Below are 26,165 nucleotides of genomic sequence, written 5' to 3'. Positions count from 1 at the left end.
CGCGTTAACGCTTGTGAGCGGCTGCGGGGACGGAGCAAGCGGCGCTGGCGGGACAACGTCGCCTACGCCTACGCCTGCTCCCACTCCGACGCCTGCTCCCACTCCGACGCCGACGCCGACGCCCATGCCGAGCTATGCGTCTGCGGCGGACTTCACATATGACCGGTCTTTTACCGCTATCGGCCTTTCGCTGACAACGCCGGGCGGATCGACACCACCGACCGCGCATCTTGATCAGGCATCCCCGGCGATCGGTTTAGACTTCACAGCGGCGACGCGAACGTATCGCGCGCGCTACAACGATGCGTCGATCACGGTTGTAACGCAGCCGACGGTCACCGCCGTTCCCACAACGGCGGGCAGCGTTCCCACCGATATATATTCGAACGGCCCCATCTCATTTCTGCGGTCACCGGTCGTTTTATTAGCCAATAATACAAGCAATCAACCGACGAGCGCGACTTATATCGGCTATATCAAATGGGTGGATCAGGAACGAGTACGCTATCAGTTGTTCGGTGCGCGGACGGTGCCTGCCAATATCCCGACGCAAAACCCCGGACGCCTACCGTTAACACATCCCGGCTCGTGTATGGTTACCGTTATCTCCAAAACCGGCCAACAAACTGAATACGCCACCATATCAGGCGTGACGATAGATTTTCGTACGAACCAGGTCCAAGGCGGAGCTAATTGGGATCAGACGACCGGTTTGGGCGGTTTCGCAATTGACGGCGTACTTGATTCGACGACCGGTCGGATCAGTGGTACCGCGTCAGTGCCGCGGTTCGACGGGAAACCCTCGGACTCCACAGGCAGTTTTGAGGGTGCACTTTTCGGATTTAGCTACAGTGAGGTTGCGCTACTCGTAACAATCTCCAATCCTGACGGATCATTACTTTACGGCCTCATTGGCTGGACCGCGCAATAGTCACCGCGCGATTACGGGACTGCTCTGCGTCTCCAAGAGATATCGCATTGCCGTAGTCGTGCAGACCGGTCCGCGCGCCGCTATACTCTGATTCTGGCGAAACCGGTCCTCCCGCTATCCACCAGGATACGACATTGGGGCCAGCGATCGGTCGAGGGCCCAGTTGCGGACGTCGAGGTTATAGAGGCGGGTTCTCACAATCGGGCGGCCGCTGGCCTTACCTTCACGTTTATGCTTCCGAGTGGATCAAACAGCTAGCTGCGCGCGACGTTACTTGGAATGCCGCTGACTTTCAGCATTTCGTAATCGCGAGCAGGAATATGCATTTACATGTGCCACGCCGCGGGTCGCAGGTCGTCATATCCCGGCCCACCACGCACCAGCCTGATCGCGAACGTCTGCTTTCCCCAGTAATCAGACATCCAGCATCGTAGAGGCGGCGTGCGAGATGCCGAAAGTTACCCACGACTGGTGGCCCGCCTGCATTAACCACACCGGACGCGCCGTCAGCCATGGCGGGGGGTCCTGCTTTTTGATGCACCAGTAGTCATTAAACAGGGCGGATCCGTCTAAATCGGTAGCGCTCGAACGCTATCCGCATCCATCAGCAACGGTAGATCGAGCGTCCGGTCGAATACCTTAGTCGCTGATCGTCCAGCCTTGCTTCGGCTCTCGTCCACGCACGGGCTGGGCTGCCTTCAACGCACGCTCGAAGCGTTCATTCGGCGTAGCGCTTACTGCGCTTCTAGGGCCAACGTCGACCGGCATGTAGCCGCGCGTTGGGGCGGGCCTTTCGGCCGGCGCCGGAACCGACGGAGCGGCGACCGGAGCAGGAACAGCTAAAGTGATCGGTGCGACCTTCGAGCCGCGAGAGTTTGATCGATTCTCGATCACCGTCGTCATGTAACTGCGGGCCCTGCCACCTGGCACTAGCGACGCAACCGCCCCAGTTCCGTAGCCTGACAAGAAGACATCGCGACCAAATTCGTCGCGGCTAGCTAGGATGGGTATGCCGGGTTGCGTGCCGTCCGGTCCGCCGAGGATGCGCATTACCTCCATCACGTCCGCGGTGTAGCAGGTCGTGACCTTCTTCGACCGGCAGCCGGTCGGTGGCACTGCCTCATGGCTCGGTCGGGCGTAAACGGTTGCGGTATCAAGGCCCGGCATCTTTGCCCCTTGGCCGCCCAACAGGAACAGATAGCGGTAGCCTAGCTCATGGGCGCGCTGGGCGGCGCGATAAAGCGCCATGTCGATGGCGTCGCTTCGACCGTGGATAGCCGCGTCAATGCGCCACGATCCGTCTTTCTCCGTGCGATCCTCATAGCCAATCTTGTAGCCGATCCCGTGCCAGCGCTTCATCGGTCCGTAATAGGGCGCGTCGTCGCCACCCGCCCATGCGGGCTGCGCGGTCGCTATCAACAAGACGCAAAGCCAGTAGCGCTTCATCACAAATCCTTACAGTGGATCGCTTCGGCGTAATGGGGGGACGTTAATGTCCGGTTATGCCCCACATCCCCGCGGGTGAGCACCTCGACCATGCCCGACACCACCGCGTCACCAAGCTGTTGCCCCATGCTTCTCAAGCCATTCCGCTGCCGCGTCTTCAGCAATCAATCCGTGCAGGTTGGAGCCGCCCTCACCACGTTCGGCGTCTAGGCTGACGAACGATGTTGGCGGGCGGTGCTAGGCTCGCTCAATCTCGTTTTTTGAAAAGCCGCGACGTGTGCGCCAGCCGTGAACTACGCTGAGCGACAGCCCCATTTCCCAGCTAAGTTCGACATCCCGAAAGCCATGCCGGTATAATCTCATGCGTTTATCTTCGTCGGCGCTGTCCAGACGCCGTCGCGATCTTGAGCACCAGGCCTAAATTTCCGGGCGAGCTTGTATTTTCTCACCACTTTCGAATTACTCCAAGGAGTATGCCGCAGGCTTTGGCGATCCGTCCATCCAGCAGGTGCAGCCCCCCGCCGTCGCCGTGCCGCCCCGGCTTGGCATTCTTGACCGACAGCACGTTGAGCTTCCCCATGACGCTCCCTCCATTGTTCCCACCAGACAGCCGGAACAATGGGGAATGTCCACGAACTGGCGCGGAACGGATGCGAGCTTTACAAGGCGCCGCAAGAGGGAGCGAGGCACGGCAGAGAATAATGGCAAACGGCTAATTATACTCCTACTCAGGGAGCCAGTTGCCAGTCTCATGAGTCCTCGCTTTTTCGAGCTTGAGGCAGAGCATTCCACGGCAAGATCGTCGCGTCCAACGGTAGTCGAAAGCGTCTGCGGTGTTGCCTTAGCTCCACGACGAACACGCCAAACTGTTACGAGACGGAGAGCGTCCGGATTTCTCCTAGTAGCCGCCATCCCTTTGGGGTTCGGCCATATCTACCCTCGGACCGGCTGCCGCAGAGTCCGGTGCACATGCAGTCGAAGTGAACGGTAGCGGTTTTCCCATCTGCGCTGATTTTGGTGACGCTGATCGTGTAGATGAATGCGGACTTTGTCGACTCTCCCGGGATCGGCGCACCGACATGCGCGCGTCTTAGCGCGTCGGCATCGGCGAGCGGATATCCCGCCGGAACCTCGTTTCGCAGCGTAGGGCAGACCTCAAGGATGTCCTCGCGAGAACGACCCAAACCCGCGTAGTAGCTATCGGACTTAGGGTTCTGGTTGACCATAGGCAGGTCGCGCAGGGCGGCACGGCCCACATCGCACAGTGCCGCCGATGGTGCCGCGCTCGGTGGCGCGGCGGCCGCGAGTAGAAGGCCGGTGATGACCGTAAGCATGTCGACGCTCCCCGACGGTTAGGACGCCGTTGTAGCCCGGTATTTATGCTAACCGCTAGCAAGTCTATCCGGCTGCTTGCTGCGCCTTGGCGGCGGCGCGGAAGCGGTGGAGGAGCGGTTCGGTGTAGCCGTTGGGTTGCGTGCCGCCCTCGAACACCAGCGCGCGGGCGGCCTGGAACGCCAGGCTGTCGTTCTCGCGGCCCGCCATCGGGCGATAGGCAGGGTCCCCTGCGTTCTGCGCGTCGACCCGTGCCGCCATCCGGCTGAGCGCCGCGTCCGCTTCCGCCGCGGTGGCGACGCCGTGGAGCAGCCAGTTCGCGATGTGTTGCGACGAGATTCGCAACGTCGCGCGGTCCTCCATCAGACCGACGTCGTGGATGTCGGGCACCTTGGAGCAGCCGATCCCCTGGTCGACCCAGCGCACCACGTATCCGAGGATGCCCTGCGCGTTGTTGTCGAGCTCCGCGCGGACCTCGTCCGGATGCCAGTTGCGGCCCGCGGCGACCGGGACGGTCAGTAGCGCGTCTAGCGACGCCATGCCTTCGGCAGCGCGCGTGGCCTGACGGGCGGCGACGTCGATGTCGTGATAGTGCGTCGCGTGCAGCGTTGCCGCGGTCGGGCTTGGTACCCAGGCGGTGCTGGCGCCGCTTGAGGGGTGTCCGATCTTTTGCGCCAGCATGTCGGCCATGCGGTCGGGCGCGGCCCACATCCCCTTGCCGATCTGCGCGCGGCCGCCGAGGCCGCAGGCGAGTCCGATCTGGACGTTGCGATCCTCATACGCGCCGATCCACGCCGCACTCTTCATCTCGCCCTTGCGGATCATCGGGCCTGCCTGCATCGCGCTGTGCATCTCGTCGCCGGTGCGATCGAGGAAGCCGGTGTTGATGAACGCGATGCGGTCGCGGACGGCGTGGATGCAGGCGGCGAGGTTGGCGCTGGTGCGGCGTTCCTCGTCCATCACGCCGACCTTGATGGTGTACCGCGCGAGCCCGAGCATATCCTCGACCGCGTCGAACAGCCGATCGGTGAAGGCGCATTCCTCCGGACCGTGCATCTTCGGCTTGACGATGTAGATCGATCCGGTGCGGCTGTTGGCGCGTGCTCCGGCGATGTCATGGAGGCCGCACAGTGCGGTCACGACGGCGTCGAGGATGCCTTCGGGGGCTTCCGATCCGTCGGGCAGCAACAGCGCGGGCGTCGTCATCAGGTGGCCGACGTTGCGGACGAACATCAGGCTGCGTCCAGGCAGCGTGAACGCGGTGCCGTCAGGGGCGACATAGCTGCGGTCGGCCGCGAGCCGCCGGGTCATGACGGTGCCGGCCTTTTCGAACGACGCTTCCAGACTGCCCTGCATCAGCGCCAGCCAGTTGGCATAGGCCGCGACCTTGTCCTCGGCATCGACCGCGGCGATCGAGTCTTCCAGATCGGCGATCGCGGTCAGCGCGGATTCGAGGATCACGTCGGCCAGCCCCGCCGGATCGTCGCGGCCGATCGGATGCGCGCGGTCGATCACCAGTTCGATGTGCAGGCCGTGGTGGCGGAGCAGCAGCGTGTTTCCTGCCCGGCCGACCAGTTGCGCCGGGTCCGCCAGCACGGGATCGCCGCCGGCCCAGTCGGCCCAGGACCCGTCCGCCAACGGCACGGCGCGGTCGAGGAACGCCTTCGCCCACGCGACTACCGCGCCGCCGCGCTCGCGATCATAGCCGGATCGGCTGACCGGCGCCTCGCCCAGCGCATCGGTGCCGTAGAGCGCGTCGTACAGGCTGCCCCAGCGCGCGTTGGCGGCGTTGAGGAGGAACCGCGCGTTGAGGATCGGCACGACCAGCTGCGGCCCGGCGGTCTGCGCGACTTCGGTATCGACGCCGTCGGTCGTGATCGTGAACGGCGCGGGTTCGGGCACCAGGTAACCGATCTCGCGGAGGAACGCCTGATACTCGGGCTGATCGGACGGTGCCCCGGGATGCGCGGTGTGCCAGCGATCGAGCTCGGCCTGCAGGGTGTCGCGGGTCGCCAGCAACCGAGCGTTCTCCGGGGCGAAACGGGCGAACAGGGCGGCCAGATCGTGCCAGAATGCGTCGGGATCGATCCCGGTACCTGCGAGCGCGCGCGCGTCGATGAAATCGGCCAAAGCACGGTCGACCCTGAGCCCTGCGCGATCCTGGTAGTTGCCCGTCATTGCCGTATCCCGTCCTGCCATAGCTGCTGGTCCAAACGTAGCTGTCCGGCGCTTGCTGCAGTAGAGTGAAAAAAGGCGAAGCACCTGTTCCGTGAGGGACAGGATCGTGCCTGATCGGGCGTCCAGGCGATGCCGAGACTGCGCCCGAGCCAAACCCGATTATTGGCCTAACCAATATCGTTGACAGCGTCCGAAATTGGGCGGAGATAGCGCTATCAACCAACCTGCGCAGATGGGTATCTTGGAGATGGGGATGACCTGATTGCTAGGCTTTTGGAGGAATGCGACGTTTGACCGTCGCGATCCGCTAGCCGGCACGACCCACGTGAATTGAAGTTTTGGCAATACCGATCGCAAGCGTCCTCCGAGCCGCAACGTCGGTGCCGTCCCGTCAAAGACCTGTACCGAATACCCCCGGCCGCAACGCACGACCGGGGGGCTCCAGAGAGGAACCTGAAATGATCCCGTATCGTACGGCCCATCGCCTGACCCGCGCCGCCCTGTTGGGCGCTACCACCCTTGCCGCGCTGACCGCCTCGATGGCCACCGCGCAGACGGTCGCGCCGCCGCAGGCACAGACCCCGGCCGATGGGCAGGACAACGGCCCGCCCGTGGCGCCGACCGCGCCGGCGGATGCGACCCAGGGCACGCCGGACGAGGATATCGTGGTCACCGGATATCGCTCGAGCCTCGCCAAATCGACCGAAGCGAAGCGCGCCTCGACCGGGTTCACCGATTCGATCTTCGCCGAGGATATCGGCAAGTTCCCCGACACCAACATCGCCGAATCGTTCAACCGTATTCCCGGCGTCACGATCACGCGCGACATCACCGGCGAAGGCACCAACGTCGCGATCCGCGGGCTCGGGTCGAACTTCACCAACGTCACGCTGAACGGCGCGCCGATCGCGGTTGCGTCGTCGGGCGCGACCGACGCGCAGGGTACCGATCGCTCGGTCGACCTCAGCTTCTTCCCGACCGATCTGTTCACCAAGCTGACCGTCAACAAGAGCTACACCGCGGACCTGCTGGAAGGCGGCGCGGCGGGCAATGTCGACCTGCGGTCGGCGCGGCCGTTCGATCGGTCGACCTCGTTCCTCAACTACAACATCCAGGGATCGCAGCAGGGCGACGAGAACCGCATCGGCGTGCGCGGGTCGCTGATCGGCAGCTGGCGGAACGACACGTTCGGTATCCTGGCGGGCGTGTCGGGGCAGCGGCTGTTCACCGACACCAAGGGCTTCGAGACGATCGGTTATACCAATCCGGCGTTGAGCGCGGCGCAGTGCGGCGCGACCACCGGATGCAACGCGACCGGCGGCGGCAACTGGACGATCCCCGCGGTAGTGCCGGTCGGCGCGGGCGCCGGTCTGGTGGCGGGCACGCCGATCGACCAGGCGTTCCTGCTCGCGCACAATCCCGGCGCGACGATCCAGCAGATCGACAACGCGCTGCTGCCGCGCCTCGGCCGTCCGTCGGACAACCGCGGCTCGCGCGACCGCATCAACGCGATCGTCAGCGCCGAATGGCATCCGTCGGATACGCTGCGCTTCTATGTCGACGGCCTGTACGGCTACAAGAAGAACGACCTGATCCGCGAGGACATGGCGTGGATCGTCCGCAACAGCGCGATCATCCCGTTGAATTTGACCTTCGACAAGTCCGATTGCTCGGTCGGCTGCACGGTCACCGGCGGCACTTTCGCCAATGCGCAGTTCTTCGATGAATTCCGCCCCTATATCGAGACGACGAAGCTGTTCAGCGTCAATCCTGGCGGCGAATGGGACGTGTCCGACACGCTGAAGCTGTCGCTGCAGGGCAATTACGCGCGCTCGACCTTCCACCGCGAGAGCCCGACGGTCGGGCTCAGCACGCCGCTCGGGGTCGGCAACACCGTGACCTATGCCAACACCGGCAGCGGTATCCCCGACATCACCAGCAACATCGACCTCAACAACCCTATCAATTTCGGCTGGAACACCGGCAGCCGCGTCAACATCCAGGACGAGAAGCGGCTCAACAAGACCAAGGGCCTGCGCGGCGACCTGACCTGGGGCGGCAAGGCGCTCAACCTCAAGGTCGGCGGCGCGTTCGACGATGTCTCGCGGCGGATCACCGGTCTCGACAACAGCCAGGCCTGGCAGAACGCGGTCTGCGGCAACAACCCCAGCGTGTTCGTCGATTCGCCCAATACGCAGCCACCCTGCGCAGGGCTGAACGCAGCGGGCGCGGCACCGGCGGGCTATCCGACTTACCCGGGGTACGGCACCGGATCGACCGCAGGGCTTGCAGGCCCGGTCACCTATGGTGGTTCGCTGATCCCGAACGGTGCGGTCCCGACCTATCTGGTGCCGGGGCCGGCCGGCTTCGTCACCGTCAACTTCCCGGCGTTCGCGACCGCCAGCAAATACGACTTCTATCATGACAACGCGCCGGAGAGCGGCGGTTCGAACACCGGCGCCAGCGGCGGATCGATCCGCGAAATCGTCAAGTCGGCATTCGCGACGCTCAACGGCGAACAGGAACTCGGCGGCAACACGCTGCGGTTCAACGTCGGCCTGCGCTACGTCAACACGATCCAGAAGATCGCCGGCCGCGTCTCGTTGCCTGACCCACGCAACACCGCCGCCGGCGGCGCGTCGATCCCCGACGGCAGCCGCTTCCCGAACATCGTCAGCATCGTCTCGACGCGCAACGACTACACCAAGTGGCTGCCCGCCGCGACGCTGGCCTATGACGTCAGCGAGCATGCCGTCGTCCGTGTCGCCGGATCGCGGACGATGACCCGTCCCGATCCCTCGGCGCAGCTGCCGGGCGTCAATTTCGGCTCGCCGTCGGCCGATCAGGCGACCATCGGCAACCCGGCATTGCAGCCGTACATGTCGACCAACCTCGACCTCGGCTTCGAATATTATACCGGGCGCGAAGGCGTGATCAGCTTCAACGCGTTCCGCAAGTCGATCCAGGGGTTCACCACCACCGCGATCGATACCGTGCCGTTCGCCAACCTGGCGCAATACGGCATCACCTACGACACCCTGAACGGCAACCAGCAGATCGCGCTCAATTCGCGTGGCGGCCCGACCGTCGCGCAGGTCCAGGTCACGTCGCAGGTCAACGTGCCCAACAAGCTGACGATCAACGGCCTGGAATTCCAGTGGGTCCAGCCGCTCGACTTCCTGACGCGGGCGATCGGCATCACCGGGTTCGGCTTCAACGCCAACGCGACGTTCGTCGACCAGCGTAGCGATGGCCCGGCGACGGCGTTCGGCGTCGCGCCGTTCACCTACAACATCACCGGTTATTACGAGAAGAATGGCGTGATGCTGCGGGTCTCGACGACGTCGCGCGAAGGATCGCAGAACAGCGGCGCGGCGCAGAACGGCATCCCGGCTGCGGCTTTGTTCGGGAGCGACTATACGACCTACGACTTCTCGTCGTCGTTCGATCTCGACAAGCTGCTCGGCATCGCCCACGCGCCGCAGCTGACCATCAACGTCGCGAACTTCACCAACGCGACGCTGCGCTCCTACTTCCAGTTCGAGAACGCGACCTTCACGCAGTACAAGCCGGGCCGTCAGTTCCTGGTCGGCCTGCGCGGCACCTTCTAGGCGCGGCGTTTCGCGGCAAGAGACGGGGCGGCTGCGTGGTGTGGCCGCCCCTTTCGTTCGTCCTGACGCGACGAGAACCGAAGCCTGCTATCTTGGACCACAGGCGAGTGGCCGGCTATGATCGCGGTCTGAACCCGGTACTGGAGCCGCGATGACCGAGCTGATCATCCACCCGAACGACGCGCTCGTCATCGTCGATCCCCAGAATGATTTCTGCCCGGGCGGATCGCTCGCGGTGGAGGGGGGCGACGCGATCATGCCGGGGATCGTGGCGCTCGCCGAGCGTTTCGCGCACGTCGTCGTGACGCAGGACTGTCATCCGGCGGGTCATTCCTCGTTCGCCAGCAACTTTCCGGGGGGCGTGCCCTTCGAAACGGTGCGGATGGACTATGGCGATCAGGTGCTGTGGCCCGATCACTGCGTGCAGGGGACGTCCGGCGCGCTCTTTCACCCCGCGGTGGCGGACGCGATCGACCGCGCGCAACTGATCGTGCGCAAGGGGTACGACCCCGCGCTCGATTCCTATTCCGCGTTCTACGAAAACGACAAGCGGACGCCGACGGGGCTGTCGGGGTATCTGCGCGACAAGGCGGTGCGGCGGTGCGTGTTCGTCGGGCTGGCGTTCGACTTCTGCGTGGCGTGGTCCGCGCTGGATGCGGTGCGCGACGGGTTCGCCGCGGTGGTGGTGCGGGATCTGACGCGGTCGATCGGCATGGTGCTGCCCGGTGACGGTACGACGACGACCGCGGCGGAAGCGGCACTTGTCGAAGCTGGCGTGGCGCTCGTCGGGTAAAACGCGCCCCGCCGTCCGTGTGACTGAACCGTGCGGGGCGCTGAAGGTACGCAATATGCAGGCGATGCCTCTGCCGTAACCAGGCGCCAGGCCCGCTGAATCCCGCATGAACCGTGAGCGCTGGCGGTTAGCGCTCGGCGCGCCATGCCCGCAGGTCGGCGTCATAGGCGTGCTGCTCCGCCTCCAGCGCGGCCTGCGTCTCTCGCCGCGCGGTCTCGTGCTCGCGCTCCAGGCTGCGGCGTTCTCGTGCCAATGCCGCCTCGCGCTTCGCCAGGTCGGATAGCTGCCGTGCCTGGTCGCGCTGCATCGCCTCCAGCGCCTCCTCGGCTTTCTCGACCGCTGCACGATCGGGCTTGGGCCGCCTGGGTTTGGGTGGCTTGGGCTTGGCGGGCTTCGGTTTGCTGGCGGGGGCAGGCTCGTCGGCCGGCGTAGCGCGCGGCTTGCGGTCCGGCAGCGCGGCGATCTGATCGGCTGCACTGCCGCGCGATCGTTTTACCACGACGCCGGGTGACGCCAGCGGCTCGGCGGTCAGTTCCGGATCGGTCACCAGTTCGGCGATACCGCGCGCGAACAGGTCGTGATCGCTGCCCCACGCCGCGAGCGCGGCCTTCTGGCTCGGCGCCGCGACATAGGCGTCGTGGAACCCGGCGGCGGTGCGATAGACCTTGAGGTTGGGGGCGCGCGCCATGCCGTGCGCTACCGGCAACGCCGCGGTCGAAAAAGATCAAGGCCGGCGGGATACGGCTCCGTCTTCGTCCCGGGACGGCGGCGTTCCTGCTCGTCCGTGCGCCGTCCCACCGTCAGGCTGTCGGGCGACCGGCCGACGGGATCGGTCGGCGATGCGCGATGACGGGAATGCGCGCACGGACGTCCGCCACCCGCGCCGCATCGATATCGACGAAGGCCAGCCCCGGCGTCTCGCCCATGTCGAGCAGGACCTCACCCCAGGGATCGACCACCAGCGAATGACCATGCGTGGTGCGCCCGTCGGCGTGCTGACCGGTCTGCGCGGCGGCGACGACGAACGCGGCGGACTCGATCGCACGGGCGCGCAGCAGCACTTCCCAATGCGCTGCGCCGGTCGGGCGCGTGAACGCCGCCGGTACCGCCAGCACCGTCGCGCCCGCATCGCTCAGCGCCGCATATAGTCCGGCAAACCGCAGGTCGTAGCAGATCGACGCGCCGAGCTTGCCGACCGGCGTGTCGACCACCACCGCGGCCTCGCCAGCCACATAGGACGCGGACTCGCGCCAGCTCTCGCCGGTAGGCAGGTCGACGTCGAACAGATGCATCTTGTCGTAGCGCGCGCGGATCGTACCGGTGCGGTCGATCACGAAGCCGCGATTGGCGAAAAGCCCGTCAGGCCGGCGTATCGCCAGCGATCCGAGGTGGACCCATAGCCCCGCTGCCGCCGCCGCCTCGCGGACGCGACGCAGGACCTCGTCGTCCTCTTCGAGCACGATGTTCGCCGCGGCCCGGGTTCGGTCGCGATCGATCAGCCCGGACATTTCCGGCGTGAAGAGCATCGTCGCGTCGTTGGACGCCGCGGTACGGATCGCCTCGACCAGCGTCGCCGCATTGACCGCGGGGTCGATCCCGCTCGTCATCTGCAGCACGCCGATCCGCATCAGCCGAGCAATGGGTCCAGGCCGCCCCGCGCTTCGAGCGCCGCTAGGTCGTCCGATCCGCCGATATGCTTGCCGTCGATAAAGACCTGCGGCATCGTCATGCGGCCGCCCGAACGCTGGACCATCTCGGCCTTTTTGGGGCCGCCCATGGTGACGTCGAACTCCTCGGGCGTGACGCCCTTCGCGGCGAGCAGCTTCAGCGCGCGGGTGCAATAGGGGCAGAACGCCTTGGTGTAGATTTCCACTTTTGCCATGCGCCGCAGGTGAGGATTGCCGCCGCGCTTGTCAATCGTCGGTGGTCGACAGCACGCGGGTCCAGCACAGGATCGTCACCGACGCGGCCCCGCCCTTCAGCAGCACGCGCGTGCAAGCGTCCGCGGTCGCGCCGCTGGTGTAGACGTCGTCGACCAGCACGATTGCCTTGTCGCGCAACCGGTCGCGTCCGCCCGCGGCGATCGCAAAGGCACCCGCGACCATCTTCGCGCGTTGCCGCCCGCCAAGATTGCGCAGCGGCGCCGTCCGCCGCGTCCGGATCAGCGCGTCGCGATCGTGCGGTACGGTGGACAATCGTCGTAGCGCATCCGCGATCAGCGCCGCCTGGTTGAACCCCCGCGTCCAGATCCGCCAGCGATGCAGCGGCACCGGCACCAGCAGGTCTGCGCCATCGGGCATCAACCGCACCATCTGCCGCGCCATCGTTTCGGCGAACGCGATCCGCCCGCCGTATTTGAGCCGCAGGGCCAGACTGCGTGCGACCGGCCCGTACGCCACCGCCGCCCGGACTCCGGCATGGCGCGGGGGGTCGGCGAGGCAGGGACCGCACAACACCCCATCGCCGCGATCGAACGCGAACGGCAGGTTGCAGCCCCCGCACCAGGGCGGCCCCAGGAAGCGCAGCGCGCTCCAGCACGACACGCAGAACCGGTGATCCTCCGCGACAGGCATGCCGCAACCCGCACACCGGGGCGGCAGCGCCAGGGCCAGGATCGCGTGAAACGGCCGTGCGAGCATCGCGTGTCCCCCCGGATCGGAGCCGCCCCCCGCCGCCCTGCCCCCTTGTCGTCAAAGCCCGCGCCCGGCACAAGCGCGCCGGTGGACAATCCCGATCTCTTCGACCGCACCGCCCGCCGCCTTCGCCGGAACCGCGCCGCGCCCGATTATGCCGCGCACGATTTCGTCCGCGCGACAATGCTCGACGGTATCGCCGAGCGGCTCGACGCGGTGACGCGCGAATTCACGGACATTCTCGACCTGGGGTGTTTCGACGGCGCGTTCACCGTGCCGGGGTCGCGGATCGCGCGGTGCGATGCGGGCTTCGCGTTCGCCAAGGGTGCGGGCGGGGTCCAGGCCGACGAGGATCGGCTGCCGTTCGCGGACGCGTCGTTCGACTGCGTGGTCTGTGCCGGCGTGCTCGACCAGGTCAACGACCTGCCGGGCGCGCTGACGCTGATCCGCCGGGTCTTGCGTCCCGACGGTCTGTTCCTCGGCGCGTTCGTCGGCGCCGGCAGCCTGTCGGCGCTGCGGACCGCGCTGCGGCTTGCCGAACAGGACCGCCCGGTTGCGCGGCTGCACCCGCAGATCGAGGTGCGATCGGCGGGCGACCTCTTGATGCGGGCGGGGTTCGCGTTGCCGGTCGCCGATGTCGAGACGCTCAACGTCGGCTACCGCGATGTCGGCCGCCTGCTCGGCGATCTGCGCGGGATGGCCGCGACCAACATCCTGGTGGATCGCCACCCGCTCGGCAAGGCGGCGCTGACGGGGCTGGCCGAAAGCTTTGCCGCGGCGGCAGACGACCAGGGCCGTACGCGTGAAAAATTCGAGATCGTGTTCCTGACGGGGTGGTCGCCCGATCCTTCGCAGCCCAAACCGGCACGCCGTGGCAGCGGTACTGCCTCGCTGACGGCCGCCCTGACGCCGAAGCCGTGAGGCGCTAGCCGATCATCCCGTCGGCGTCGCGCGCCAGGATACGGCCCATCGCCTCGAACAGCTCGTCCATCGCGACCGGCTTGAAGATCACGTCGTCGGCCCCCGCCGCCAGGCAACGCTCGCGCAAATCCGGCGCGATATCGGCGGTGACGACGATGATCGGTACCTTGGCCTTGGCGTCGCCCCGCGCACGGATATGTTCGATGGCGGTGACGCCGTCCATGCCGGGCATCCGCAGGTCGACCAGCACCATCTGGAAGTCCTGTTCGTCGAGGATCTGCAGCCCGAGTTCCGCACTCTCCGCCTCGACCATCGACGCGCCGGCAACGTCCAGCATGTCCTTCACGACGCGCCGGTTCATCCGATCGTCCTCGATGAAGAGGACGTTCAAGGCCGGGTCGATTTTGTAAGGAAAATCTGTTTCGGATGCGTAATCATCTGTTGCGCATACCCCTCATGCAGCCCGGGACACAAGGTCCGGAATTGCGTGGTCTTTTGCAACTGGTGTGCCGAATAACGCCGTCGTTAGTGCAGCGCCACTAACCGGCTTGGCGACGATCCGATCGATCCCCGTCGCCAGCAAGCTATCGCGGTCACCCTCTGCCGCCGCCGGCCACAGCAACGTGACTTCGGCAGCGCCGCTCCGGACCGCGACCGTGGTCAGACCGGCATAGGTATCGTCCCAGCTGCGCAGTGTCGCGTCGTCGATCAGCACCCGGTCGATGCCGCCCTCCGACAGCCGCGCCAGGGTTTCGTCGATCGTGCCGGCAAAGACGACCTCACCGCCATGCGGCGCGAACAGCGAGCGGAACATGCTCCGCGTGATGGGGTTTCGATCGACCACGAGCATCCGGTCTCCCTCTGCACGGCGCTCCTGCACCGGTACCTCTCCCGCGCGCACCAGCGGCAGCAGCAACGTGAACGTCGCGCCTTCACCGACCACGCTGCCGACCGACACGTCGCCGCCCATGGCACGCGCCAGATTGCGGCAGATTGCAAGCCCCAGTCCGGTACCGCCGAATTGCCGCGTCGTCCCGGCATCCGCCTGGCGGAACGATTCGAAGATCTCCTTGAGCTTTTCGGCCGGAATACCGATCCCGGAATCGGACACCGTGATGCACAGCGAATCGTCGGCCGTCACCGTCGCCGCCAGCGCAACGCGGCCCGCCGAGGTGAATTTCAGCGCGTTGGACAGCAGGTTGAAGACGATCTGGCGCACCCGTGTCGCATCGCCCAGGATCATCGTCGGACACTCGGTCAGGTCCACGTCGAAGCCCAGCCCCTTCGCGCGCGCCTGCTCCTCCCACATCCGGGTCGCTTCGGTCACCGTCGTACGCAGGTCGAACGGCGCCGATTCGATCGACAGGTTGCCGGTTTCCATCTTCGCGACATCGAGGATGTCGTCGACCAGCGCGCGCATCGTCAGTCCGGCGCCGTGCACGACGTCGAGCCGGTCGCGCAGGGCCGGCGCCAACCCGGCGTCGGCCAGCATCACTTCGGTCATGCCGAGAATACCGTTGAGCGGCGTCCGAATCTCGTGACTGGTGGTCGCCAGGAACTCGGTCTTGGCGGCCAGCGCCTTGCCGAGCGCGCTGTTGGTGATCGCCAGGTCGTCGTTGGCGGCCCGCACCCGGTCGCGGCTGCGACGGGCGGTGAACAGCGCGAAGGCGAGCAAGCCGATGACGATCGCGATCGCCGCCGACGCCCCCAGGAACGCATAACGCTGCGTCCGTGCCCGGGCGCGCTCGAACGCGATCCCCCGCTCCAGTTCGTCGGCCTTCAACTGGCTGATCTTCAGTTCCTGGTTCGCGAAATCGAACCGCGCGCCCATCAGCGCGGTGCTGGCATCGATCGCCAAGCGGGTGGCGTTGTCGTCCAGTCGTTTCAGCGCCCGAAGATGAACGACGGCCGCATCCATGTCGCCGACCGCCAGGAATGTCTGATACGCCGTATTATGGATATCGCGGAACGACAGGGTCGTGGTCGATGGATCGACGCCCACCAAGGTGCGGACGATCAACTTGAGGGCCTGCGCCGGATGGCCGCGCTGCAAAGCCGATTGGGCCGCCGTGGCTGTCAATTCAATACGCCAGTCCACCGTATTTCCGGCGGCAGCGGCTTTCGTTCCGGCAGTAATAGCGACGTCTGCAGCATCTAGCTCGCCCTGTAAAAGCCGAGTGCGGGCGATGTTATTCCAGATCTGGGCCTCTAGATCTGGACTCTTCAAATCTTTTGCGAGCGATAGCGCCGCATTGAACCGAACTACTGCCTTATCGTAATCGCCGGCATCCTTTAGCGCCATCCCTATATTGTTATACGTGGATATCGATATATTGATGTCATGCGTATATAACTCGAGTGCCTGACCATAATATTTCAGCGCGTTCGTCTGATCCATTGCCTCATTGTAGAGGGAGGCGATCGATATCAGGGCGATAGCCTGGCTGCGATTGTCCGCCAGTTTGCGGTAAATCGCGAATGAATCCTGATAGTCACGCAGCGCGCTGCCGACCTTCGTCGTCTGCTGTTCGATACCGCCACGCGATAACAGGATGTCCGCCTGAAGCTTGGACTTGGGCGCGAACCTTGTCGCGGTCGCAAGCGCGCGCTCGATCAGAGGCACAGCCTGGTCGACGATGTTCATCCGCAGATAGGCTTCGCCCTGAAGCCACTGTGCCGTCGCGACAGCCACACCCCTTGCCTGCGATTCGGAGATGCCGCCGGCCTGGTGTTCCGCCTTCGCAGCGGTCGCCCGCGCCGTCGCCGGATTGATCAGCATTGCCGCCTTTGCATCGGCGATCGTTTTCTCGAAATCCAGCTTGGCACTGGCGGTTGTCGCGGGCTGCGCCAAGACCGACTGCGGAACGCAAACAGTTGCGACCGCAATCAGTGCGAGCATCGACGCGCGTCCGCGGACCATCGATATCAACCGCGTTGCCACACCGTCGCCAGACGGTTGAATGGCGTACGAAGTTCGGCAGGCGCCGGGATGTGCGCGTTGGACTGCAAAAACCGTATCAGCGCATCGAGATTGATCGGTCGACTTATCAGGAAGCCCTGGATCATGTCGCACCCCATCACCGACAGCAACGCCATCGCCGCGGGAGTCTCGACGCCCTCTGCGACGACTTCCATATCGAGCGCATGCGCCAGATCGATGGTCGAGCGCACGATCAACGGATCGCGGTTCGAACTGGTCAGCTGCGTGATGAACAACTTGTCGATCTTGAGCTCGCGCGCGGGCAACTGCTTCAAATAGGCCAGCGACGACAAGCCGGCGCCGTAATCGTCGATCGCGATGGTGACGCCAATGTCCGCGAACACCTTGAGGTTCGCAATCGCGCTCTCCGGATCGCGGATCACCGACGTCTCGGTAATTTCGAACCCGATCCGCGCGCCGCTCGACTCGACCAGCGCACAGACCTGACGAACGAATCGCGTGTCCGCCAGCAGGCCACCTGCGATGTTGATGAAGATGCGCAGGTCGTGCCCGCGATCGGCCAGCAGTTTCTGATCGGCGATCGACCGCCGGATCGTCCACAGCGTCAACGCGACGATATCGCGCGACTCCTCGGCCATCGGAATGAAATCGCCGGGCAGGACCAGGCCTCGGGTCGGATGCTGCCAACGCACCAGCGCCTCGACGCTGGTGACTTCCTGGCGACGGACATGCACCTTCGGCTGATACTGGAGAAACAACTCCTCGTTCTCGATCGCGCCGGCAAGGTCGCGCGCCAGCGCTATGCGGTCGATCGACGCGGTCGACCGCGCCACATCGCGAACCACCGATATGCGCTCGATCCGAGCGTCGACCAGCGCCCGCTCAGCCTCTTCGACCAGCCGAACGTCATCGGCATGCCCGGAAGCCGTACCCGCACCCAGCAGGAGATGGACCTTGTGCAATTCGCCATCGATGTCGAACGGCGTCTCGAATGCAGCTTCGAGCGCGATCAACGCGATATCCAGCGAAAGGCGCACCTCGCTGACGAACGCCACCTCGACCAGGTGACGTCCGGCCACCATCGTTCTGGCGTTCGGCAGCAGAGTCGCGATGCGTTCCGACACGTCGCCGATCAACAGGTCTGCGCGTGGGCGACCGAGATGCCGGCGGAGGACCGCAAAATCCGCGACTTCGACCAGCACCAGGAATTGCCATCCCAGTTGCACCACCGGTCGCCCGCCTATCGAGCGCACGGTCGCGGGCGGCACCGCCACATCGCACGCGGTGGCGTCTTTCGTCACCGACCGATCGAACTGCGCGTGCGAAAACTGCCTCATGTGAACCGCGATTATCGGACAGTCTTAAAGATACTCTTAAGCATGCCCGGGCCGGCCCCAACTTCATGGTTAACCAAAGGATACCGGTATTGTTTAACGACCTGTTAACTGATAAATAGATCGGGCATCCGAAAGGGTGCGAAAAAAATAAGGGAGCTAAAAATGCTGAAGTTCATTCTCGCGCTCATCGGTAGCGGCAACATTCGCCCCTGGTGAATTGACCCGGTCGGTCTGAATGGAATCGTTGATGGTCATACCGTTGGCGAGGTCGTCCGGACCGACCACCCGTCTAGCGCGAGCCGGCGCTTCGCATGTTATTGGGTCTGGTGCTGACGCTTCGCCGCCACCAAGTACCCGGCCATACTTGGCCCAGATTTATCCCAATTGGTAAATAGATTGAACCAATTTGGCGCTAGCCGTTCGGCGCGCGCGATGGTTCGTCGCTGTCTGCTCGATGCGACGGACGCCCATTGCATGGCCTAACCGTCGCTGAGCGACGCGCGCCTATGCAAGGTGTTTGAAAAAGCCGGGCTAAATCTGGCGCCTAGGCTTATGGTATTGTGGCTATACGTTGGAAGCCAAACGGGGCGATCGCTGCCAGCGGGGCATGCGGCCTTGCCCCCGTCGCTGACGGGTTCACCGGCAATCCGAAGATCGGCGAACCCGTCGAGTTCGGTCCCCTCCCGAACGGGAGGGGCGTTTCGTCAGCCCTTAACCTTGGCGTAGCGCTCGGACACGACGTCCCAGTTCACCAGGTCCCACCAGGCCTTTAGATAGCCCGGGCGATCGTTCTTGTACGTCAGGTAGTAGGCGTGTTCCCAGACGTCGTTGCCGAGCAGCGGCGTGCCCGGCTCCTTGGCGTCGTCCATCAGCGGGTTGTCCTGGTTCGGCGTGCTGGTCACCTTCAGCGCACCGCCGGCATCGGCGATCAGCCATGCCCAGCCCGACCCGAACTGGCCCGCACCCTTGGTGTTGAAGTCGTCCTTGAGCTTGTCGAGGCCGCCATACGCGTCGATCGCGTCCTTGAGCGGACCGGACAGCGTCGTCGCGTTCTTCGGTCCCATCGTCTTCCAGAAGAAGTCGTGGTTCCAGAACCCGCCGCCATTGTTGCGCACCAGCGGCGGCTGCGACGAGATCATGCCGAGGATGTCCTCGATCGTCTTGCCCTGCAGGCTGGCGTCCTTCTCGACGCCCTCGTTCAGCTTCGCGGTATAGGCCGCGTGATGCTTGTCGTGGTGGAAGTGCATCGTCTCCTTGTCGATCACCGGCTCGAGCGCGTCATAGGCATATGGCAGCGGCGGGAGTTCGAAAGCCATCAGGATTCTCCTTGTGAATGGGGTCGGACGTCAAACGCCCGCGCGCTCCAAATGGTCCCGGTAAAGTCGTTACGCAAGCGTGGCGCCGATGCATCTCCGGCCCGTCATCCCGGGCTTGTCCCGGGATCCAGGGCCCCAGGCGCTGGCGTTCGTAACCCTGGATCCCGGGACGAGCCCGGGATGACGGACGCTTAGGCCCCTGCCCCCAGCAGTTCGTGCCGCCGGAGCGCGTGGCGGAGCTGGTCGTAGGTCAGACCCAGCGCCTCCGCGGTCGCGCGCTGGTTGAAGCGGTGTTCCGCCATCGCCTTTGCCAGCAGTTCGCGCTCGAACCGCGATACCCGCGACTTGAAGTCCGAGGGACCTTCCTCGCACGCTACCACTGGATCCTCGATATCGGCTACGGGGGCCGCAGAGGGGGCGGCGACACGCGCAGTGCGTGCGCCGGGCCGATGCGGCGACTGGAACGGGTCGATTTCGATCTCGTCGATTTCGCCCGCCTTTTCCCAGCGATAGACCGCGCGTTCGACGACGTTGCGGAGTTCGCGGACGTTGCCCGGCCAGTCATAGGTCGTCAGCGCATCGAGCGCGGCGGGACCGAACCCCTCCCACCGCTCGCGGCCCAGCTCGGACGCCATCCGCCGCCCGAAATGATCCGCCAGCACCACGACGTCGCCGGCGCGCGCACGCAACGGCGGCAGCGTCACCACCTCGAACGACAGCCGGTCGAGCAGATCGGCGCGGAATTCATGCGCGGCGACCTTGTCGGGCAGATGCTCGTTGGTGGCGGCGACGATCCGGACATCGACCCGCATCGGCCGCGACGATCCGATCCGCGTGATCTCGCCATATTCGACCGCGCGAAGCAGGCGGTCCTGCGCCGCCATCGACAGCGTACCGAGTTCGTCGAGGAACAGCGTGCCGCCATCGGCTTCCTCGAACCGCCCGGCGCGCGCCTTGGTCGCGCCGGTGAACGCGCCGGCCTCGTGCCCGAACAATTCCGCCTCGATCAGCGTCTCGGGCAGCGCGGCGCAGTTCATGATGATCAGCGGCTGGTCCCAGCGCGGGGACAGCCGGTGGAGGCGTTCGGCGACCAGTTCCTTGCCGGTACCGCGCTCGCCGATCACCAGCACCGGGCGGTCGAGCGCGGCCGCACGACTGGCGCGTTCCAGCGCACCCATGAAGGTGTGGGACTGGCCAATGACTTGCGTGGTGCGCTCCATGCCGCAAGGTTTGGCGCGGTTTCCCAACTCTTGGCAAGTGCCATGCGAGGCCGTTGCTGTCTGCAAAAGCTATAGCATTGTAATCGCACGATACTCGAAACTGGCACGACTGATGCAATGCTTCAGGCAACCCGCCGGGAACGGTGGAAACGACATCAGGACCAAGGAGCCACGCCATGTTCACCACCGATTTCGCCCGCACCGTCGCCGCCACCGTCTGCACCATCGTCCTCAGCGCCACCTGCGTGCTGGCCGCGGTCGCACCGGCAACCTCGGCAGCGGTGGCGAGCCCGACGCATATCGTGGCATAAGGCGGCAACGCCGACCCCCCTGGAGTAGGATTTACATGGGCATCTTTTCCCGCACCCGCGACATCGTCGCCGCCAACTTCGCCGATCTCCTCGAAAAGGCCGAAGATCCTGCGAAGATGATCCGCATGATCATCCTCGAGATGGAGGAGACCCTGGTCGAAGTCCGCGCATCCGCCGCGCGCACCATCGCCGACCAGAAGGAGATGCGCCGGCATATCATGAAGCTCGACCAGCTGCAGGACAACTGGACCGAGAAGGCCGAACTGGCGCTGTCGAAGGACCGCGAGGACCTGGCCAAGGCCGCCCTGGTCGAACGCCAGAAGGCGGTCGACATGGCCGACCAGCTGAAGGCCGAGGTCGGCGTGCTCGACGATGCCCTGAGGGCGTCCGAAGAGGATATCGCCAAGCTGCAGACCAAGCTGCGCGAGGCGCGCACCAAGCAGAACGCGGTGCAGACCCGGCTGGAAACCGCGAACAATCGCACCCGGCTGCGCGAGATGTACAACGGTCCCAAGACGCACGAGGCGTTCAGCCGCTTCGACATCCTCGACCGCCGCGTCGACGAGGCCGAAGGCCGCGCGGATGCGATGGGCCTGGGTGTCGTGAAGACGCTGGAGGAGGAAATCTCCGAACTGCGCGCCGGCGACAAGGTCGATGCCGAACTCGCGGCGCTGAAGGCCCGCATGAAGAAGGACGGCTGAGATGGAAGATATCTTCGTACCGGTGATCGCGATCACCTCGATCTTCATCGGCCTGCCCTGGGTCATCCTGCACTACATCACCCGGTGGAAGCAGGCGCCGCGGATCACCGAGGAGGATGAACGCCTGCTCGACGAACTGCAGGCCCTCGCCCGCAGGCTCGAGGACCGGGTCGTCACCGTCGAGCGGATCATTGCCGCCGACAATCCCGACTGGAAGCCGGGGCTGACGAGCCAGCCAACCTATCAGAGCGACCGCATCGTCGATCGCAACGCGCCCTTCGAACGGAGGAACTGAGATGTCCGCCAGCCGCACCAAATTCTACCTCGACAAGCAGAACGCCAAGTACAAGGGCGTCTGCGCCGGGATCGCCGACTATACCGGCGTCGAAGTTCTCTGGGTCCGCGTCGCGATGGTCCTGCTGACCTTCGCCGGCGGCTTCCCGTGGACGCTGGTCGCCTATTGGCTGGTCGCCTGGATGGGCGAAGCCAAGCCGAGCGGCCTCTACGAGACGCCCGACGATGCCAAATTCTGGCAGGGCGTCCGCTCCAACCCGAAGCGCTCGACCGCCGAGGTTCGCAGCAAGTTCCGCGACATCGACCGCCGGCTCGCCGACATCGAGACGCACTACACCAGCCGCAGCAGCAACAGCCTCGCGGCCGAGATCGACAGCCTGCGCTGAGACGCTGCGTCGGTAGAAAAAAGGGGGATTATCAATGCCACCGGAAGTAGGTTTCATACTCGGGCTCATGCTCGGCACCATCGCCACCTTGCTGATCCAGGCGTTCGGTCGCCGCAAGGCGCGGATCGCGGTCAAGGCCGCGAACCTCGATGCGCAACGCAGCATCGCGCTGCTCGACAGCGAGAACGAACGCCGCACCGGGCAGATCGACCGGCTGCAGGAGCGGATCCAGGTGCTCGAGAGGATCACGACCGATCCCGCCGAGCGCACCGCCCGCGAAATCGAGGCGCTTCGCCTCCAACCGAACTGAAGGGACAGCGTGATGGATTGGGCTTTGATGATACCGGTCGTGGCAATCTCGGTTGGGCCGATCGCGTGGGTTGCGAACAACTGGATCCGCGCCAAGCACGGGTTCGAACCCGAAACTCGGGCGCGCAGCAGGCGGCGAAACGGCGGTCTCGACGATGATCGCAAGGTGGCGTTGCTCACCAACGAGAACGAAAAGCTGACCGGACAGGTCTCCCGTCTCGAGGAGCGGATCGCGGTCCTCGAACGCATCGCCACCGATCCCGCCGAGCGCACCGCCCGCGCGATCGAAGCACTCCGCGACACCTGAGGAGACCGACGATGGACGGATTTACGGTCTTCATGCTCGCGATCGTCTGCATCGGCCTGCCGGTCACGCTCGGGATCGGCGGCGAGATGTTCAAGCGCTGGCTGAAGCACAAGGAAACCATGGCGAGCGCGCTCAATGCGCAGACCGCCGAGAAGGCGGCGCAATATGCGGCGCATACCGAACGCCTCGAACAGCGCGTCCGCGTGCTGGAACGGCTCGCCACCGACCGCGGTATCGGCGTTGCCGACGAGATCGAACGGCTCCGCGACGAGCGTCCGTTCAACTAGCCTCGAATTTCAGGAGAGTATGATGAACCCCTTTTCGATGGTCGTCTGCATCGTGCTGATCGTCGCGATCGCCCGGGTGCTGCGCGAACGATACCGCCATCAGGGACCGCAGATCGCCTCGACCGAAAGCGTCGACACGCTGCGCCTGCGCGACGACGTCCGCCAGATGAAGGAGCGCATCCAGGTGCTGGAGCGCGTCATCACCGACAACCACAAGAGCGTCGATCTCGAATCCGAGATCGAGCGGCTCCGCGACCGCTGAGGGAGGCGGACATGACCGATCCGAACGTCTATATCACGCTGGCGCTGGCCGGCCTCGCAGGGCTCGCGATGGTCGTCGCGGGCGGGCTTTCCGGATGGCGCGGCTGGCTTTCGCTGCGGCGGATGGAGCTTGCAACCCACGACGGCGGAACGCCGATGGCCCCGACCGCCGGCGCCCGCATCGAGATCGCCGACCTGAAGGAGCGCATCAAGAAGCTGGAGGCCATCGCCGCCGGGGTCGACCTCTAGCCTAGCGCGTCTCGAACGCCCGCAGCCCCGGCCCGAGCCGGTTCGTCCCCAGCGCCAGCCGATCATGGCTGTAGTCGGCGACGAAGGCGGGGCTGCTCTTGTCCCCCGGCGACAGTCGAGCGTCGTTATCCTCGACCCGCAACCCGGTCGATCGATAGGTCTTCGCTTCCGCCGCGACCACGATCAGCCCGGTGTGGTTCTCCTTCGCGGTCCCCTGGACGAACGCGTTGCGCGCGATCAGCCCGGTCCCGCCGTCGGGCAGGTCGATCATGTAGTTGGTCTTCTTGCCCCCCGTGTCGTCGAAGCTGTTGTCGGTGATCGAGACGTTGGGCACGCGGAGCTTGACGTAATGCCCGCCGGTGCCGCGTTCGAACCGCGAATGGGTGATCGTGACACTGCCCTTGTTGGCCAGGTAGATAGAATGCGAGCAGCCCGGCAATTCGTCGCACTGGCCGAGCCCCGAGAAGGTCGAGCGGTCGATGACGATCTTTTGCCCGGTCGGTTCGCCACCGAGGATCCCCTCCTGGCTGTCGAGGAACATCGCGTTGGTGACGGTCAGGTCGCCCATCTCGGTGCGGATTCCCGCGCCGTTGCCGTCGCGGACCCGCAGCTTGCGGAACACGATGCCGTCGACCACCGATCCCTGCCCGCGCAGCACCAGCACCGCCTTGTCCTCGCACGTCACGCCGTCGAAGATGACGGTGCCGGGCTCGGCCGCCTTGAAGGTGATGTGCCCGCCCGCCTGGACCGCGCATTCGCGGTAGGTGCCGGGCGCGATCAGGATCGTCGCGGTGCCCATGCGGACCGAATCGACCGCGGCCTGCAATGTCGGGAAACCCTGGCCTCCGATCGTGAACGGCGCCGGCCTCGCGGCAAAAGCTGGGGCGGCGAGCAGCGCGAAGGCGAGCATCGATCGTTTCATGGGAAGAATCCTTTCTCCGACCACCTGCGCAAGTCCTGGCGCGGTATGCTAGACCAATTCGGGGTCAGCCGCGGCCGCGATCGTCGGAACCGGTTGCCGCACGGCGTAGATGTCCCGCAATGGCGCAGCTTGTTCCGCGCCGGAAATGTTTGATGCCCTCGCGTGCCGATGGTATCGCTACCGTAATAAAGCCGGCGGAACACCCGACCGGCCGCGACGGGGGACGCAAATGCACGCCATGACGCCGACGGAGGTCTTCCTCCTCGCGATGCTGATTATCTTCACCGTACCGTATCTGGTATGGCGGTTCGGGCGCACCGATTACTGGGCGCCGCTCGTCGTCGTTCAGATCATCGGCGGCATCCTGCTCGGGCCGGGCGTGCTGGGCGCGGCCTATCCCAACTATTACGCGATGATCTTCACGCCCGCGACGCTGGGATCGTTGAACGGCATCGCGTGGTGGGCGGTGATGATGTTCGTCTGGGTCGCCGGCATCGAACTCGACATCGGTGAGGCGTGGCAGCGGCGCGGCGAGACCGGCATCACCGCGGGGCTGGCGCTGGCGGTACCGCTCGTCACCGGCAGCATCGCCGCGGTGCTGATGCTGCGCTATCCCGGCTGGCGCGGCCCCGACGGCGCGACCTGGCAGGTGGTGCTCGGCATCGGCATGGCGTGCGCCGTCACCGCGCTGCCGATCCTCGTGCTGTTCCTGGAAAAGCTCGACATCCTGCGGGCGCCGATCGGCCAGCGCATCCTGCGCTATGCGAGCCTCGACGACGTCGCGATCTGGGGCGTGCTCGCGCTCATCCTGCTCGACTGGGAACGGGTCGGGCGACAGGGCGCGTTCCTGATCGGCTTTGCGGTCGCGACGCTGTTGGTCCGCCGGCTGATGGCGCGCATCCCGGAGGGCGACCGCTGGTATGTCAGCCTGATCTGGCTCGCCGGGTGCGGATTCGCCGCCGACTGGGCCGGGCTGCACTTCATGGTCGGCGCGTTCCTGTCGGGCGCGGTGCTCGACGCGAAATGGTTCACGCTCGCGAAGATGGACCAGTTCCGCCACTTCGTCCTGCTCGCGGTGATGCCGGTGTTCTTCCTGTCGACCGGGCTCAAGACGCAGTGGGCGGTCGGCGGCGTCACGGTGTTCGCCGCCGCCGCGCTGCTGCTGCTCGCCTCGGTCGGCGGCAAGCTCGCCGGGGTTCACGCCGCGGGCCGGATCCTGAAATGGCGGCCCGGCGAGGCGTCGGCGATCGGCTGGCTGCTGCAGACCAAGGCGCTGATCATGATCATCTTCGTCAACATCCTGTTGGACAAGAAGATCATCACCAACGAGACCTTCACCGCGCTGCTGCTGATGGCGCTGGCGAGCACGATGCTGACCGTACCGATGGTCGCGCCGAAGCTGAAGAAGCTGGCGGGGCTAGTGAAGCGGACGCACTGAGAGAAGCGTGTTCACCCGCGAAGGCGGGTGCCCAGACTGGG

General features: G+C 65.2%; 28 protein-coding genes. 14 read left to right on the top strand and 14 right to left on the bottom strand.

What is annotated here, in order from left to right; translation table 11 throughout:
* Positions 1 to 124 precede the first annotated feature (124 nt).
* Positions 125 to 931, top strand: a complete 807-nt coding sequence (locus SJY20_RS08710) for a hypothetical protein (protein WP_380786342.1) — start codon at positions 125 to 127, stop codon at positions 929 to 931.
* Between the two features lie 639 nt (positions 932 to 1,570).
* Here SJY20_RS08710 and SJY20_RS08705 read toward each other — a convergent pair.
* The 4 genes from SJY20_RS08705 to SJY20_RS08690 all read right to left on the bottom strand — a co-directional run bounded on the left by SJY20_RS08705 (position 1,571) and on the right by SJY20_RS08690 (position 5,887).
* Positions 1,571 to 2,377 (bottom strand): hypothetical protein, encoded by an 807-nt coding sequence (locus SJY20_RS08705; protein WP_380786341.1) that lies wholly within the window; start codon positions 2,375 to 2,377, stop codon positions 1,571 to 1,573.
* Positions 2,378 to 2,822: 445 nt separating this feature from the next.
* The gene (locus SJY20_RS08700; protein ID WP_380786340.1) at positions 2,823 to 2,957 is read right to left on the bottom strand and encodes a hypothetical protein; all 135 of its coding nucleotides are present in this window, start codon (positions 2,955 to 2,957) and stop codon (positions 2,823 to 2,825) included.
* A 289-nt stretch (positions 2,958 to 3,246) separates the two neighbouring features.
* Positions 3,247 to 3,711: a hypothetical protein gene (locus SJY20_RS08695; RefSeq protein WP_380786339.1), complete on the bottom strand. Its 465-nt coding sequence runs from the start codon at positions 3,709 to 3,711 to the stop codon at positions 3,247 to 3,249.
* Between the two features lie 64 nt (positions 3,712 to 3,775).
* Entirely contained in the window at positions 3,776 to 5,887 is a 2,112-nt protein-coding gene (locus SJY20_RS08690) for a malate synthase G (RefSeq protein WP_380786338.1), read from the bottom strand.
* A gap of 458 nt (positions 5,888 to 6,345) precedes the next feature.
* Here SJY20_RS08690 and SJY20_RS08685 point away from each other — a divergent pair, with 458 nt between their 5' ends.
* Positions 6,346 to 9,498, top strand: coding sequence for a TonB-dependent receptor (locus SJY20_RS08685; RefSeq protein ID WP_380786337.1), 3,153 nt, complete (start codon positions 6,346 to 6,348; stop codon positions 9,496 to 9,498).
* Between the two features lie 151 nt (positions 9,499 to 9,649).
* The gene (locus SJY20_RS08680; protein WP_380786335.1) at positions 9,650 to 10,291 is read left to right on the top strand and encodes a nicotinamidase; all 642 of its coding nucleotides are present in this window, start codon (positions 9,650 to 9,652) and stop codon (positions 10,289 to 10,291) included.
* 127 nt (positions 10,292 to 10,418) lie between these two features.
* Here the strand turns inward: SJY20_RS08680 and SJY20_RS08675 are convergent, their stop codons facing one another.
* From SJY20_RS08675 to SJY20_RS08660, 4 genes are all read right to left on the bottom strand, one after another.
* Positions 10,419 to 10,979 carry a hypothetical protein gene (locus SJY20_RS08675; protein ID WP_380786334.1) on the bottom strand — a complete coding sequence of 187 codons (561 nt, stop codon included), beginning with the start codon at positions 10,977 to 10,979 and terminating at the stop codon, positions 10,419 to 10,421.
* Between the two features lie 112 nt (positions 10,980 to 11,091).
* The gene (locus SJY20_RS08670) at positions 11,092 to 11,919 is read right to left on the bottom strand and encodes a carbon-nitrogen hydrolase family protein (protein WP_380786333.1); all 828 of its coding nucleotides are present in this window, start codon (positions 11,917 to 11,919) and stop codon (positions 11,092 to 11,094) included.
* Entirely contained in the window at positions 11,919 to 12,173 is a 255-nt protein-coding gene (grxC, locus tag SJY20_RS08665) for a glutaredoxin 3 (protein WP_380786332.1), read from the bottom strand. The genes SJY20_RS08670 and grxC overlap by 1 nt, the downstream gene beginning before the upstream one ends.
* Positions 12,174 to 12,204: 31 nt before the next feature.
* Positions 12,205 to 12,930 carry a ComF family protein gene (locus SJY20_RS08660; RefSeq protein ID WP_380786331.1) on the bottom strand — a complete coding sequence of 242 codons (726 nt, stop codon included), beginning with the start codon at positions 12,928 to 12,930 and terminating at the stop codon, positions 12,205 to 12,207.
* A gap of 81 nt (positions 12,931 to 13,011) precedes the next feature.
* Here SJY20_RS08660 and SJY20_RS08655 point away from each other — a divergent pair, with 81 nt between their 5' ends.
* Positions 13,012 to 13,845: a class I SAM-dependent methyltransferase gene (locus tag SJY20_RS08655; protein WP_380786330.1), complete on the top strand. Its 834-nt coding sequence runs from the start codon at positions 13,012 to 13,014 to the stop codon at positions 13,843 to 13,845.
* A 4-nt stretch (positions 13,846 to 13,849) separates the two neighbouring features.
* Here SJY20_RS08655 and SJY20_RS08650 read toward each other — a convergent pair whose 3' ends face one another.
* The 5 genes from SJY20_RS08650 to pspF form a co-directional block, all read right to left on the bottom strand.
* A complete protein-coding gene (locus tag SJY20_RS08650) occupies positions 13,850 to 14,236 on the bottom strand; it encodes a response regulator (RefSeq protein ID WP_380786329.1) in 387 nt (128 codons plus the stop codon).
* 63 nt (positions 14,237 to 14,299) lie between these two features.
* Positions 14,300 to 16,744, bottom strand: coding sequence for an ATP-binding protein (locus SJY20_RS08645; protein ID WP_380786328.1), 2,445 nt, complete (start codon positions 16,742 to 16,744; stop codon positions 14,300 to 14,302).
* 26 nt (positions 16,745 to 16,770) lie between these two features.
* Positions 16,771 to 18,087: an EAL domain-containing protein gene (locus SJY20_RS08640; protein ID WP_380786326.1), complete on the bottom strand. Its 1,317-nt coding sequence runs from the start codon at positions 18,085 to 18,087 to the stop codon at positions 16,771 to 16,773.
* A gap of 740 nt (positions 18,088 to 18,827) precedes the next feature.
* Positions 18,828 to 19,439 carry a superoxide dismutase gene (locus SJY20_RS08635; protein ID WP_380786324.1) on the bottom strand — a complete coding sequence of 204 codons (612 nt, stop codon included), beginning with the start codon at positions 19,437 to 19,439 and terminating at the stop codon, positions 18,828 to 18,830.
* Between the two features lie 191 nt (positions 19,440 to 19,630).
* Complete coding sequence (pspF, locus tag SJY20_RS08630) at positions 19,631 to 20,659, bottom strand: phage shock protein operon transcriptional activator (protein ID WP_380786323.1); 1,029 nt, start codon at positions 20,657 to 20,659, stop codon at positions 19,631 to 19,633.
* A 176-nt stretch (positions 20,660 to 20,835) separates the two neighbouring features.
* Between pspF and SJY20_RS08625 the strand changes: the two genes are divergently transcribed.
* From SJY20_RS08625 to SJY20_RS08585, 9 genes are all read left to right on the top strand, one after another.
* Positions 20,836 to 20,970 (top strand): hypothetical protein, encoded by a 135-nt coding sequence (locus SJY20_RS08625; protein ID WP_380786322.1) that lies wholly within the window; start codon positions 20,836 to 20,838, stop codon positions 20,968 to 20,970.
* A 35-nt stretch (positions 20,971 to 21,005) separates the two neighbouring features.
* A complete protein-coding gene (gene pspA, locus SJY20_RS08620; RefSeq protein ID WP_380786321.1) occupies positions 21,006 to 21,671 on the top strand; it encodes a phage shock protein PspA in 666 nt (221 codons plus the stop codon).
* Between the two features lies 1 nt (position 21,672).
* Entirely contained in the window at positions 21,673 to 21,966 is a 294-nt protein-coding gene (gene pspB, locus SJY20_RS08615; RefSeq protein WP_380786320.1) for an envelope stress response membrane protein PspB, read from the top strand.
* 1 nt (position 21,967) lies between these two features.
* Complete coding sequence (gene pspC / locus SJY20_RS08610; RefSeq protein ID WP_380786319.1) at positions 21,968 to 22,351, top strand: envelope stress response membrane protein PspC; 384 nt, start codon at positions 21,968 to 21,970, stop codon at positions 22,349 to 22,351.
* Between the two features lie 67 nt (positions 22,352 to 22,418).
* A complete protein-coding gene (locus SJY20_RS08605) occupies positions 22,419 to 22,661 on the top strand; it encodes a hypothetical protein (protein WP_380786317.1) in 243 nt (80 codons plus the stop codon).
* Between the two features lie 12 nt (positions 22,662 to 22,673).
* A complete protein-coding gene (locus SJY20_RS08600) occupies positions 22,674 to 22,967 on the top strand; it encodes a hypothetical protein (protein ID WP_380786316.1) in 294 nt (97 codons plus the stop codon).
* Positions 22,968 to 22,978: 11 nt separating this feature from the next.
* Entirely contained in the window at positions 22,979 to 23,254 is a 276-nt protein-coding gene (locus tag SJY20_RS08595; protein ID WP_380786315.1) for a hypothetical protein, read from the top strand.
* 22 nt (positions 23,255 to 23,276) lie between these two features.
* A complete protein-coding gene (locus tag SJY20_RS08590) occupies positions 23,277 to 23,516 on the top strand; it encodes a hypothetical protein (protein WP_380786313.1) in 240 nt (79 codons plus the stop codon).
* 11 nt (positions 23,517 to 23,527) lie between these two features.
* Positions 23,528 to 23,764, top strand: coding sequence for a hypothetical protein (locus SJY20_RS08585; protein WP_380786312.1), 237 nt, complete (start codon positions 23,528 to 23,530; stop codon positions 23,762 to 23,764).
* A 1-nt stretch (position 23,765) separates the two neighbouring features.
* Here SJY20_RS08585 and SJY20_RS08580 read toward each other — a convergent pair whose 3' ends face one another.
* Entirely contained in the window at positions 23,766 to 24,686 is a 921-nt protein-coding gene (locus SJY20_RS08580; protein WP_380786311.1) for a right-handed parallel beta-helix repeat-containing protein, read from the bottom strand.
* A gap of 229 nt (positions 24,687 to 24,915) precedes the next feature.
* Here SJY20_RS08580 and SJY20_RS08575 point away from each other — a divergent pair, with 229 nt between their 5' ends.
* Positions 24,916 to 26,124, top strand: a complete 1,209-nt coding sequence (locus tag SJY20_RS08575; RefSeq protein WP_380786310.1) for a cation:proton antiporter — start codon at positions 24,916 to 24,918, stop codon at positions 26,122 to 26,124.
* Positions 26,125 to 26,165: the final 41 nt, after the last annotated feature.

Source organism: Sphingomonas sp. R86521, from assembly GCF_042466235.1.
Lineage (GTDB): Bacteria > Pseudomonadota > Alphaproteobacteria > Sphingomonadales > Sphingomonadaceae > Sphingomonas.
The sequence above is the reverse complement of the archived record's forward strand: the minus strand, read 5'-3'. Positions and strand labels throughout refer to the sequence as shown.